The sequence below is a fragment of the Brevundimonas vesicularis genome (assembly GCF_027105095.1).
Taxonomy (GTDB): domain Bacteria; phylum Pseudomonadota; class Alphaproteobacteria; order Caulobacterales; family Caulobacteraceae; genus Brevundimonas; species Brevundimonas vesicularis_E.
The window spans coordinates 714,256-725,711 of the sequence record NZ_CP114278.1 but is presented as its reverse complement, the minus strand read 5'-3'; the positions used below and the strand labels follow the sequence as shown (position 1 = coordinate 725,711).

General features: G+C 68.2%; 11 protein-coding genes and 1 riboswitch. Of the genes, 5 read left to right on the top strand and 6 right to left on the bottom strand.

The genetic code is table 11. The features are described from left to right. Positions 1-10 precede the first annotated feature (10 nt). From O2K97_RS03505 to O2K97_RS03485, 5 genes are all read right to left on the bottom strand, one after another. Positions 11-313: a winged helix-turn-helix domain-containing protein gene (locus O2K97_RS03505; protein ID WP_017506148.1), complete on the bottom strand. Its 303-nt coding sequence runs from the start codon at positions 311-313 to the stop codon at positions 11-13. 1 nt (position 314) lies between these two features. Continuing rightward, positions 315-938, bottom strand: a complete 624-nt coding sequence (locus tag O2K97_RS03500) for a hypothetical protein (RefSeq protein ID WP_269220467.1) — start codon at positions 936-938, stop codon at positions 315-317. Positions 939-1,078: 140 nt separating this feature from the next. Further along, positions 1,079-1,258 (bottom strand): DUF1328 domain-containing protein, encoded by a 180-nt coding sequence (locus O2K97_RS03495; RefSeq protein ID WP_017506146.1) that lies wholly within the window; start codon positions 1,256-1,258, stop codon positions 1,079-1,081. Positions 1,259-1,355: 97 nt separating this feature from the next. Next, a complete protein-coding gene (locus O2K97_RS03490; RefSeq protein WP_269220466.1) occupies positions 1,356-1,766 on the bottom strand; it encodes a hypothetical protein in 411 nt (136 codons plus the stop codon). Beyond that, complete coding sequence (locus tag O2K97_RS03485) at positions 1,766-2,110, bottom strand: DUF883 family protein (protein WP_112863379.1); 345 nt, start codon at positions 2,108-2,110, stop codon at positions 1,766-1,768. The genes O2K97_RS03490 and O2K97_RS03485 overlap by 1 nt, the downstream gene beginning before the upstream one ends. A gap of 137 nt (positions 2,111-2,247) precedes the next feature. Between O2K97_RS03485 and O2K97_RS03480 the strand changes: the two genes are divergently transcribed. The 3 genes from O2K97_RS03480 (at position 2,248) to O2K97_RS03470 (ending at position 4,564) form a co-directional block, all read left to right on the top strand. Continuing rightward, entirely contained in the window at positions 2,248-2,916 is a 669-nt protein-coding gene (locus tag O2K97_RS03480) for a fumarylacetoacetate hydrolase family protein (protein WP_269220465.1), read from the top strand. Further along, on the top strand, positions 2,913-3,548 hold the full coding sequence (gene maiA / locus O2K97_RS03475; RefSeq protein ID WP_269220464.1) for a maleylacetoacetate isomerase: 636 nt from the start codon (positions 2,913-2,915) through the stop codon (positions 3,546-3,548). Before O2K97_RS03480 ends, maiA begins: the two co-directional genes overlap by 4 nt. Before the next feature lie 95 nt (positions 3,549-3,643). Then, complete coding sequence (locus O2K97_RS03470) at positions 3,644-4,564, top strand: aldo/keto reductase (protein ID WP_269220463.1); 921 nt, start codon at positions 3,644-3,646, stop codon at positions 4,562-4,564. Here O2K97_RS03470 and O2K97_RS03465 read toward each other — a convergent pair. Next, positions 4,548-6,371, bottom strand: a complete 1,824-nt coding sequence (locus O2K97_RS03465; protein WP_269220462.1) for a TonB-dependent receptor plug domain-containing protein — start codon at positions 6,369-6,371, stop codon at positions 4,548-4,550. The genes O2K97_RS03470 and O2K97_RS03465 overlap by 17 nt on opposite strands. 145 nt (positions 6,372-6,516) lie before the next feature. Beyond that, positions 6,517-6,726, bottom strand: a riboswitch (cobalamin riboswitch). Between the two features lie 128 nt (positions 6,727-6,854). On the opposite strand from O2K97_RS03465, the gene mutS reads away from it, so the two are divergent. Next, the gene (gene mutS / locus O2K97_RS03460) at positions 6,855-9,473 is read left to right on the top strand and encodes a DNA mismatch repair protein MutS (RefSeq protein ID WP_419466103.1); all 2,619 of its coding nucleotides are present in this window, start codon (positions 6,855-6,857) and stop codon (positions 9,471-9,473) included. 95 nt (positions 9,474-9,568) lie between these two features. Then, the gene (locus O2K97_RS03455; RefSeq protein ID WP_269220460.1) at positions 9,569-11,386 is read left to right on the top strand and encodes a methyl-accepting chemotaxis protein; all 1,818 of its coding nucleotides are present in this window, start codon (positions 9,569-9,571) and stop codon (positions 11,384-11,386) included. The last annotated feature ends 70 nt before the right edge of the window (positions 11,387-11,456 follow it).

Below are 11,456 nucleotides of genomic sequence, written 5' to 3'. Positions count from 1 at the left end.
TAGCCCATGTTCACCGCTCTGGCAGCAGGCCCGCCATCGCATCCAGATAGGCGACGAAGGCGTCGCGTCCCTGATCGGTCAGACTGGCCTCCGTCAGCGGCTTGCGACCGTTGAAACGCTTGGAGACGGCGACGAACCCTGCCTCTTCCAGCTTTCGCAGATGGACGGACAGATTGCCGTCCGTCGTCTGCAACCGGGTTTTCAGGGTGGTGAAGTCGGCCGACCCCGCCCCGGACAGAAAGGCCATGATCCCCAGCCGGATGCGCCCGTGAATGACGTCGTCGATCCGGCTGATGTCGAAGTCGTCGGCCATGCTAGACCACCTCCGACGGTTCCTGACGCATCAGGATGATCCCTGGGATCAGCGCGATGGCGACGAGGACAATCGTGAAGACCAAATAGATCATGGGGCTGTCGATGAACCAAGCCACGGCAACCGCGCCGGCATAGGCCGCAAGGGCCGTGAACGACATCCAGCGCGTTTTGGTCATCGCTGCGCCAATCATCCAGGCCGAGCCATAGGCAACCAGCACCGTCGTCGGCATCACGGCCATCCACGACCAGTTTCCGGTCTTTAGGGACAGGGCGACCAGCGCCAGCCAGGTTACGAAGATACCGTAGCCTACGCCGGACCAGGCCGCTCCCACTGCCTTGTTTCCCGCTGAGTTGATGCCGGGCTTTCCCTTCATACGCCCGATCAGGAGACTCAGGGCGACTGCGAAGACGACGCCTGCGCCCATCCACAACCACAACTGAGCCCACGGATTCACTTGAACGGCACCCGATTGAATCGCCCACTGCCCGAGACTAGCGCCACCGAAAACCACGGCCGCGGCTATAAGGATCGGACCGGCCAGAAGGGGTGCGTGCCGCCCCTCGTGCGCCAGGCTGCGCATATAGGCGATGTCGTCCTGAATGGCTTGGGTCTCGCGGGTCATGATGCTCTCCTCCTCGAACCGTTGAGACAGGATAGCCCATTTGCTTTGTATTGTAAAGTTCTTTCTTCCGAGTCCACGCTGCGCATGGAAAAGGGGCGAAGCCTCCGGCTCCGCCCCTCGTTCGACTTTGTGTTTTCAGCCTACAGTCGCGGCGAACCCCGTCCACGCAGTCCGCCGGCCACCAGGGCGATGACGAACAGGATAATGGCCACGACGGCGACGAACTTTGCGATCTCGAACGAGAAGTTCGCAATGCCGCCGAAGCCCAGCACGGCCGCGACCAAGGCCACGACGAGGAAGATAATTGCCCAGCGCATCATGGGTTTAGCTCTCCTGAGTTGATGTTGCCGTCGGCGACCCGGGAGCCGTTCGTCGGTCTGCATCATCAACGCCAGGGTCGCCTGGCCGTTCCATCGCCTATCGACGGCGACGACGCGAATAGCCGCCCTGATCCATCTTGCGATCCGCGACCATGCTTGCGACGATCGCCGCCAGAGCCGGGTTGCGCAGCAGCAGGAAGGCCGCGCCCAGACCGCCCACGGCGCCGACGATCGGCCGCTCGCGAACGATGTGGATCACCTTGCCCAGCAGGCCATCAGGCTCATCGTCCTCTTCGGCGTCGTCATGCTTGTCGCCCTTCAGGAAGACCAAGGTCACGATCAGGGCGACCAGGGCGAACAGACCGAAGGTCACGGCCGCCGCACCGAGCGGCGTCAGCGTCAGGCTGAGCGCATAGAAGATGGCCACGCCCAGGAAGACGACGGCCAGGAACGCGCTGGCGGCGACGACAGCCGTCGCCACCAGTTTTTTGACGATGCCCTTGAACATCAGCGACGGCGGCCGGCCAGCAGCATGCCGAGGATGACGCCGACGCCGAGCGCCACGGCGGTCGATTGCAGCGGGCGCTCCTGCACGCGCTCGACGACATAGCGTTGCGCCTCATCGAAGCGTTCGGCCGCGTCGTCGTAATATTCGCGACCCTTTACGCGGGCCTCGTCGTAATAGCTGCGGGCCTGCTCGCGGACTTCGTCGCTCTTGGCGCGCAGCTTGGCCTCGGCCTCGGCGGCCTTTTCGCGCAGGCGTTGGGTCTCTTCGCGGGCGCCGGTCTTCAGATCCTCCTTGAGAGTCTTCAGGTCGGCCTTGATGTCTTCTCGAGCCTTGGTGGTGGCCATGGTGCGCGCTCCGTTGAAAGCTTGGCGGTAGAATAGAGAACCCCGTGCTGCAACGCCACATGCGCAACGAGGTTCCTTTAGGCAGGTCGGACGTACGCCTCTCGCCACGGACTTTTCGCCGCATTAGAACGGTCGCCATGACCCAATGGCTGTTTGCGCCCCGCCCCGCCCCGTCCCTGCCGATCGTCGGATCGGACCAGCGGTTCCCCGTTCGACGCATCCTGTGCGTGGGCCAGAACTACGCCGCCCATGCCCGCGAAATGGGTTCGGACCCCGACAAGCAGACGCCCTTCTTCTTCACCAAGCCGGGCGACGCCATCGTTTCGGACGGCGCAAACCCATCCTATCCGTCGGCCACCGCAAACCTGCACTACGAGGCCGAACTGGTCGCCGCGATCGGGCCGGGTCAGGATGGCGGCGTCGCCATCGTCGGCTGGGCCGTCGGCTGCGACCTGACCCGCCGTGATCTTCAGGCCGAGGCCAAAACCGCCGGCCGCCCCTGGGACGCCGCCAAGGGGTTCGATCAGTCCGCGCCCTGCGGCCCCATAACCTTGGGCGACCTGCCTTCGCCCGACGGTGCCATCCGCCTGAGCGTCAATGGCGAAACCAGACAGGACAGCGTCCTGAGCGACATGATCCTGAACCCCGACCGGATCGTCGCGGCGGCCGCCGGCCTGTGGTCGCTGCAACCCGGGGACCTGATCTTCACCGGCACCCCGTCCGGCGTCGGCCCGGTCAAGCCGGGCGACCGTGTGGTCGTGACCATCGACGGGCTGGAGACACTCAGTTTCGAGGTGCAGCCATGATCCTGCACGGCTATTGGCGCTCGGGGGCCAGCTACCGCGTTCGCATCGCCCTGAACCTAAAGGGGCTGGCCTACGACAACGCCGCGCACGACCTGCGCAAGGGCGAACAGAAGACGCCCGACTATGTGGCGCTGAACCCGCAGGGCATGGTCCCCGCCCTCCAGGATGGCGACCTTGTACTGACCCAGAGCCCGGCCATTCTGGAATGGCTGGAGGAAACCCGCCCCGAACCGGCCCTGCTGCCGAAGGGGGCAAACGACCGGGCGACCGTGCGCGCCATGGCCGCGCTGATCGGCTGCGACATTCATCCGCTGAACAATCTGCGCGTGTTGAAGGTCATCCGGTCCGAGTTCAACGCCGACCAAGCCGCCGTGGACGCCTGGGCCGCAGGATGGATCGCGCCGGGCTTCGACGCGCTGGAGGCTCTGATCGCCCGCCACGGCGCCGGATGGAGCTTCGGCGACGCCCCGACCCTGGTCGATTGTTATTTGATTCCACAGATGTATTCGGCGCGGCGCTTCAACATGGACCTGTCGCCCTGGCCGCGTCTGCTGGCGGTCGAACAGACCGCCTTGGCCCATCCCGCCTTCGCCTCGGCCCACCCGGACTTGCAGCCTGACGCTGACGCCTGATTTTCGCCTCAGTGCGCATATCAGCGGTGGATAAGTAGGGTTCGCTTAAGGTCTCGCTCAGCGTCCCTTAAGCATTGGCGATCATAGTGTCGGGCGTGTCGTATTCCCCCGCCACACCTTCGGCGTCGTCGCCCATCCATCGCCTGGCCCTCGCCGTGGTGACCGAGCCCGAGCGCGCGCCCGGCGCCTTCATGAGCGCGCCGTCCGGCGCTCGCGAAGACGCCATGCGTTTTCTGCTGCAGACCGGAGCCGACGCCGGGGTCAAGCTGATCGCCACCCGGCCCGAGGGCGACGGCGAACGCCTGCTGGGTCAGGCCTGGCCCTTCCCCTCGCCTTTCCAGGTCACGGTCCGCACCGTGCCGCTCAGCGAAGGTCTGGACAGGGTCGAGGCCCGCGCTCGCCGTTCGCTGGAGCGGATGGGCCTGCCGCGCGGCGATGTTCTGCTGATTTCCAACGCCGCCGATCTGGCCGGCGCCGAGGGCCGCGCCCTGTGGGACCGCGCCCGCAGCCTGAAGGACCGCGGCCTGTTCCGCCGTATTGGTTTCTGCGCCACGATCGAGGACGGCCCCGCGCTCCTGGCCCGCCGTCTGGAAGCCGACGTGGTCCAGGTGCCCTGCAGCCTCTTGGACCAGCGCGCGGCGCAGGACGGGACGCTGGAGGCCATCGCGGACGCGGGGGCCTGCGTTCATCTGTCGGCCGTCTTCGCCGACGGCCTGCTGTTCGCAGGCGGCGATGATCTGCCGCCCGAAATGGCCAGCCACGCCCAGGCCCTGTCGCGCACCCGCCGGCGCCTGGCCGAACAGCGCTGCGACCCCATGCAGGCCGCCCTGGCATACGCGCTGTCGCTGCCGGGCGTGGACAAGGTGGTGGCCAGCGTCGCCTCCGCCGCCGAACTGCGCGCCATCGTCGCCGCCGCCCACGCCCCCTGCCCCAACCTGGATTGGTCGGCGCTTGCGCTTGCGGCGCCGGCGGCCTTCACCGCCGACGCCCGCGCCCGGATCAGTAGCGCAGCCTGATGCCGACATAGCCGGACCGTCCCGGCTCGCCGTATCCGAACACCTGCTGATAGTGTTCGTCGCCCAGGTTCTCGATCCGCGCCGTCAGGGTGACCTGGTCGGTCAGTTCATACGCCGCGTTCAGATTGGCGGTGATGAAGCCGTCGCGCGCCACCGTCGAGAAGCCGCCCGAGTCGTCCTGATCGCCTTCCGCCCGCACGGTCAGCGCGCCGGACAGACGATCGCCCGTCCAGCCCAGGGTCGCTGAACCGGCGTGTTCCGGCACGCGCAGCAGGCGCGCGCCCGTCGTGCGATCCGTCGCGTCGGTCCAGGCATAGGCCAGCGTCAGGTCGAACCCGCCGCCCAGCAGGGCGCGGCCTTCCAGCTCGAACCCGTCCGAACGCGTCTTGGCGACATTGATGTAGCGACCGGCCGAATAGGTGATCTGGTCCTCGACGTTCAGGCGATAAAGGGTCGCCCGCCCGTCGAACCGACCGTCGGCCGAGGCCCAGCCCAAGGCGATCTCGACGCTGTCGGCCGTTTCCGGCTTCAGCTCGGGATAGGGCCGCGGCGCAAAGCAGAAGTCGCAGACCGCCTGGCTGACCGTCGGCGACTTGAAGCCCGTGCCGTAGGCGCCCGACAGGATGAAGCCCCCGGCCAGATCATAGGCCGCCGACACCCGCCCCGTCGTCTTGGAGCCGAAATCGTCGGTGTCGTCATACCGCAGCCCGCCGGTCAGGTTCAGCGCGCCGACATCGTACTGGGCCACGCCGAACACCGAGGTGATCGACAGGTCGCGCGACAGGCCCGACGACAGGGCCGCCGAAGCCTCGTTCCGCTCCACGCCGAACGCATAGTCGATGTCCTGCGCCTGGCCATTCGCCTGCCAGCGATAGGCCTGACGGTCGCCGGTGAAGGTCGAGCCGAAACCGCCGCTGACCGAGCTGCGATCCAGGTCCGACGCCGAGACGCTGAACTGATGCGTCAGGCCGAACGCCTTGGCCGTCACCCGGCCAAAGCCCGACCACTGCTCGCTTTCCTGGGTGTCGGCGGTGTCGGCCAGCGCATAGTTCGGCGCCGGGAAACCATCGATATCGGCCTTGGATTTGTTCCAGCGCACCGATCCATCGACCTTGACCGCATCGGACAGGACATACCGCCCCTTGGCGCCGAGCGTCGTGCTGCGGAAGCCGTCGGCCTCCGTGTTGCCATTGGCCTCGTCCGCCGCCGAAATGCCGTCGGTGTCGAAGCGCGACGCATAGGCGCTGATGGCGTAGGTGTCGTTGGCGACCCCGGCGGACACGCGGCCGCGCACGGTGTCGAAGCTGCCGGCCTCGGCCTCGGCGCGCAAACCGTCGATCTCTTGCGTAGTGAACGAAATCACCCCGCCGATGGCGTCGGATCCCCATAGCGACGACTGGGGGCCGCTCAGCACTTCGATCCGCGCGATATCGGCCAGTTCGAAGCTGGAGAAGTCATAGGCCCCGTTCGGCTCGGCTGCATCGTTGACCGGCGCGCCGTCGACCAGGACCAGGGTCTTGCCGGGCGTCGCGCCGCGCATCCGCACCTGGGCCACGCCGCCGAAAGCGCCCGAGCGCGTCACCGACAGACCCGGCACATCGGCCAGGATGTCGGCGGCGAAGATCGCGCCGCGCTGCTCGATGGTCTTGCCGTCGATGACGCGGGCGCCGGGCGTGTCGGCGACGATGGCCGGGATGCGGGTGGCGGTGACGATCACCTCGTCCAGCTGGGTCGCGTCCTCTGCAAAGGCAGGCGCTGCGAAGGCGGCCGCGATCGCGGCCGTCGAAAGAAGAATGGAACGCTTCATTGAGCGATACCCCCGTGTTCGGTCCCGCGAATGCGCGCGAGAGACCGTCATGAGCGAACCGACCCGCCAGACCGCTTAGGGGTCTGGACGGCGCAAGGTCGGGTCGCTTCCACGGAGAAACCGCGCTGCTGTCTGGTCCCGGACAGGAGCGAGCGACGTCGGCGGCCAGGTCTCCTGGCTTGCGGGTCGTAAACCGCCGTCCTCGCCTTCCCAGTTGCCCAGTGGCGCCGGGATCGAAACCCCGGACGGACGACGCTCTCGCCGCCTACAGTTGCGGGCACAGCCACGGCATCACACCGTGTTCCCTTAACCGCCTGACGCGGCCTATCGCAGGGCCGACAAGCCTGTGCAAGAGCCGGTCAACGGCCTTGAGCCGCCGGGCGTGATCCGTCACCCTGTGGCCACATGAACGCGCCTGCCAAATTCCCCGAAAATGGGCATCCCCCGGAAATCGCCGCCTCGCTGGAAGGCGCGACGCCGTTCATGGCTCAATATCTGACGGCCAAGGCGGGCCAGCCGGACGCCATCGTGTTCTTCCGCATGGGCGACTTCTACGAGCTGTTCTTCAAGGACGCCGAGGTCGCGGCGGCGGCGCTCGGCATCACCCTGACCAAGCGCGGCAAGCATCAGGGCGAGGACATCCCTATGGCCGGCGTGCCGGTCCATGCGATGGAGGGCTATCTCGCCCGCCTGATCCGCATCGGCCACAAGGTCGCCATCTGCGAACAGCTGGAAGACCCCGCCGAAGCCAAGAAGCGCGGCGGCAAGGCCGTGGTGCATCGCGGCGTGGTCCGGGTCGTCACCCCCGGCACCCTGACCGAAGACAGCCTACTCGACGCGCGCGGCGCCAACCGTCTGGCGGCGGTCACGGTGCGTAAAGGCAGGGCGGCGGTCGCCGTGGTCGAACTGTCGTCCGGCGCGGTCGACAGCGTCGCCTGCGCCATCGAGGACCTGGGCGCGGCGCTGGCCGCCTTCCGTCCGTCCGAAGTCCTCGTCACCGACCGGATGTATTCTGACGAGACGACCCGCGACGCCCTGAACGGCTCGGGCGGGGTGGTGCAGGCCCTGGCCAGCGCCATCGCCGAACCCCAGGCCGCGCGGGCGCGGGTCGAACGGCTGTACGGCGTCTCGGCGCTCGACGGTTTCGGCGCCTTCGAGGAGGCCGAGGTCTCGGCCCTGGGTCTGATCGCCGCCTATCTGGAGACGACCCAGGCCGGCAAGGTCCCCGCCCTGGCCCCGCCGCGCCGCCTGGGCGAAAGCGGCTTCCTGGCCATCGACCCGGCGACCCGCGCCAGCCTTGAGATCGACCGCACCCAGCGCGGCGAGCGCGAGGGCAGCTTGCTCGCCTGCATCGACCGCACCGTCACCTCGGGCGGCGCCCGGGCCCTGGCCGAGCGCATCGCCCGGCCCCTGCGCGATCCGCTGGCCATCAACGAGCAGCTCGACGCCGTCGAATGGCTCTTGGAGCGCCGCGACCTGCGCCGCGACCTGCGTGACGCGCTGAAGGCCTCGTCGGACATCGCCCGCGCCGTCGGACGATTGGCGCTGGGTCGCGGCGGCCCGCGCGATCTGGCGGCCGTGCGCATCGGCCTGTCGATCGCGGAGGGCGTCGCCGGTCTGTTCGTGGGTCAGGTCGATCCCCTGACCGGCCAGCCGCGCCGCATCGCCTCGGCGCTCGACCGGCTGACCCTGTCGCCCGACGTGTCGCGACTGAAGGCTGATCTGATCGACGGTCTGGTGGACGAGCCGTCACACTTGGCCCGCGATGGCGGCTATGTGCGCCCCGACTATCGTCCCGAACTGGACGCGGCCCGCACCCTGCGCGACGACAGCCGCCGCGTGGTCGCCGATCTGGAGGCCCGCGCCGTCGCCGAGTCCGGCGTGCCGTTCAAGATCAAGCACAACGCCGTCCTGGGCTATTTCCTCGAAACCAGCGCCAAGGCGGCCGAATCCTTGCTCCGCGCCGGGCCCGACAGCCCCTTCATCCACCGCCAGACCCTGGCGAACCAGGTCCGCTTCACCACCGTCGAACTGTCGGAGCTGGACGCCAAGATCAGCCAGGCCGGCCACCGGGCCTTGGCCATCGAAGGCGAGACCTTCGAGGGCTGGCGACGCGAGGCCGCCCGCCTGGCTCAGCCGCTGCAGGCCGTCGCCGAGGCGCTCGCCGAACTGGACGCCCACGCCGCCCTGTCCGAATGGGCCCAGGAAGTCGGCGCGATCCGGCCCGTGGTGGACGACACCCTGATCTTCTGCGTCGAGGCCGGCCGCCACCCCGTCGTCGAGGCGGCGGTCAAGGCGGGCGGCGATCCCTACACCCCCAACAACGCCCGTTTGGACGGGTCGGGTCAGGACGGATCGCGCCTGGCCATCGTCACCGGCCCGAACATGGCGGGTAAGTCGACCTTCCTGCGCCAGAACGCGCTTCTGGTGATCCTGGCCCAGGCCGGCGCCTTCGTGCCGGCCCGCTCGATGCGGCTGGGCGTGGTGGACCGGTTATTCAGCCGCGTCGGCGCCGGCGACGACCTGGCCCGCGGCCGCTCCACCTTCATGATGGAGATGGTCGAGACCGCCGCCATCCTGACCCAGGCCACGCCGAAGAGCTTCGTCGTTCTGGACGAGATCGGGCGCGGGACCGCCACCTATGACGGTCTGGCCATCGCCTGGGCCACGGCCGAGGCGCTGCACGAGACCAACCGCGCCCGCACCCTGTTCGCCACCCACTATCACGAACTGGCCCAGCTGGAGACGCGGCTGGACCACGTCTGCAACCTGTCCATGGTCGCGCGGGAATGGAACGGCGAACTGGTCTTCCTACACGAGGCGGCGCCCGGCGCGGCCGACCGTTCCTACGGCGTCCAGGTCGCGAAACTGGCCGGCGTCCCCGCCTCCGTCGTCGCCCGCGCCCGCTCGGTGCTGAACCGGCTGGAAGGCGAAAAGGCCGCCGCCGCCCGCCTGGACGACCTGCCCCTGTTCGCCGTCGCCGAGCCGGAACCGATACGCGGCCCCTCGCCGCTGGAAACGGCCATGCAGGACGTCGACCCGGACGCCCTCAGCCCGCGCGAGGCGCTGGAAATCCTGTATCGGCTCAAGGGACTGACCTAAGCCGAATACGCAAAAACCCTTATAGATTGAGAATCTTAACCTCGTTCGACCAGTCTGGAGGCTCGCCCTCCCGTCCGCTCTAACCGAACGAGACCATGAAGATCAGCGCCCTTTCCCTGTCCGCCAAGACAGCCCTGATGGTCATCGCCGCGCTCGGCGCCCTGACCCTGACCCTGCTGACGGTCGCCGCCGGCCTTCTGACCCGGGACGCCGAGGCCCGCGCGGCCGAGCGTCAGGAGACCAATATGCGGGTCGCCTGGGACGTGCTGGCAGACTATGGCGACGGCTTCTCGACCCGCGACGGCAAGCTCTACGTCGGCTCGACGCCGATGAACGACTTCACCGCCCCGGTCGATCGGATCAAGACGCTGGTCGGCGGCACGGCGACCGTCTTCATGGGCGACCTGCGTGTGACGACGAACGTGGTCAAGGACGACGGTTCGCGCGCGGTCGGCACCAAGCTCAAGCCCGGTCCGGTCTTCGACGCCGTGCTGAAGAACGGCAAACCCTACCGCGGCCAGGCGGACATCCTGGGCAAGCCCTATTTCGTCGCCTACGACCCGATCAAGACCGCCGCTGGCGAGACCATCGGCGTGCTCTACGTCGGCATCCCCAAGGCCGACTTCATGGCCTCGGTGAACCAGATGATGCTCGCCCTGTTCGTCTGCGGCCTGGTCGTGGCCCTGCTGACGGTCGGCGCCTGCTTGTATGTGTCGCGCCGTATGTTCTCGCCGTTGAAGGGGCTGTGCGACCGGATGGAGGCCCTGCGTCAGGGCCGCACCGACTTCGACGCCCCCTGGATTTCGCGCGGCGACGACATCGGCCAGATCTCGCGCGCCGTCATCGCCTTCCGCGACGCCGCCGTGCGACAGAAGGAAATCGAGACCGAGGCCGAAACCATGCGCGAGACCGCGCGCGCCACCCGCATCGCCGGCGAGGCCGACCGTAAACGGCTCGCCGCCGAAGACGCCGTCGTGGTTCAGGCCCTCGGCGACGGCTTGGCGGCCCTGGCCAACGGCGACCTGACCTACCGCATCACCACGCCCTTCGCCGAGCGCAGCAGGAAGCTGAAGGACGACTACAACGCCGCCGCCGACACCCTGACGGCCACGATGAGCGAGATCATCGAACTGGTCGGCGCCATGCGTTCCGGCACGACCGAGGTCACCACTGCGACCAACGACCTGTCGCGTCGCACCGAACAGCAGGCCGCCGCCCTGGAAGAGACCGCCGCCGCGCTGGATCAGATCACCGTCACGGTGAAAAAGACGGCCGAGGGCGCCCAGTCCGCCGCCGGCATCACCGCCAAGGCCCGTGACGGCGCCGAGGACCGCGAGCGGATCATCGCCGACACCACCGCCGCCATGGCCCAGATCGAAAGCACCTCGGGCCGGATCGGCGAGATCATCGGCGTGATCGACGAGATCGCCTTCCAGACCAACCTTCTGGCCTTGAACGCCGGGGTCGAGGCGGCGCGCGCGGGCGAGGCGGGTCGCGGCTTCGCCATCGTCGCCTCCGAGGTTCGCGCCCTGGCCCAGCGTTCGGCAGAGGCCGCGCGCGAGATCAAGGCCCTGATCGCCGCCTCCAGCGCCAGCGTCGGCGACGGCGCCCGTCTGGTGGCCCAGACCGGCGGCGCCCTGACCGCCCTGATCGGCCAGGTGGCGGAGATCAACCTTCTGGCCGGCGAGATCGCCGCGTCGGCTCGCGAACAGGCCGTGGGGCTGGCCGAGGTCAATGTCGCCGTGAACCAGATGGACCAGACGACCCAGCAGAACGCCGCCATGGTCGAACAGACCACCGCCGCCAACCAGGCCCTCAGCCACGAGGCCGAGACGTTGGCCGAACTGGTGTCGCGCTTCCGCATCGAGGCGGGTCGCCAATCGCATGGCCGCGAGACCGCCTGGGCCGCCTGAGGCCTTTCCCGCTGAACGACAAAAGGCCCGGCCGCTGCGACGCGACCGGGCCTTTTTCTTGTCCTGAAAG

Coding starts and splice junctions, on each gene's coding strand:
- O2K97_RS03485 (WP_112863379.1), bottom strand. CDS start 2,110: ATGGCCACCACCAAGGCTCGAGAAGACATCAAGGCCGACCTGAAGACT.
- O2K97_RS03495 (WP_017506146.1), bottom strand. CDS start 1,258: ATGATGCGCTGGGCAATTATCTTCCTCGTCGTGGCCTTGGTCGCGGCC.
- O2K97_RS03500 (WP_269220467.1), bottom strand. CDS start 938: ATGACCCGCGAGACCCAAGCCATTCAGGACGACATCGCCTATATGCGC.
- O2K97_RS03490 (WP_269220466.1), bottom strand. CDS start 1,766: ATGTTCAAGGGCATCGTCAAAAAACTGGTGGCGACGGCTGTCGTCGCC.
- maiA (WP_269220464.1), top strand. CDS start 2,913: ATGATCCTGCACGGCTATTGGCGCTCGGGGGCCAGCTACCGCGTTCGC.
- O2K97_RS03455 (WP_269220460.1), top strand. CDS start 9,569: ATGAAGATCAGCGCCCTTTCCCTGTCCGCCAAGACAGCCCTGATGGTC.
- O2K97_RS03480 (WP_269220465.1), top strand. CDS start 2,248: ATGACCCAATGGCTGTTTGCGCCCCGCCCCGCCCCGTCCCTGCCGATC.
- O2K97_RS03465 (WP_269220462.1), bottom strand. CDS start 6,371: ATGAAGCGTTCCATTCTTCTTTCGACGGCCGCGATCGCGGCCGCCTTC.
- O2K97_RS03505 (WP_017506148.1), bottom strand. CDS start 313: ATGGCCGACGACTTCGACATCAGCCGGATCGACGACGTCATTCACGGG.
- mutS (WP_419466103.1), top strand. CDS start 6,855: ATGGCTCAATATCTGACGGCCAAGGCGGGCCAGCCGGACGCCATCGTG.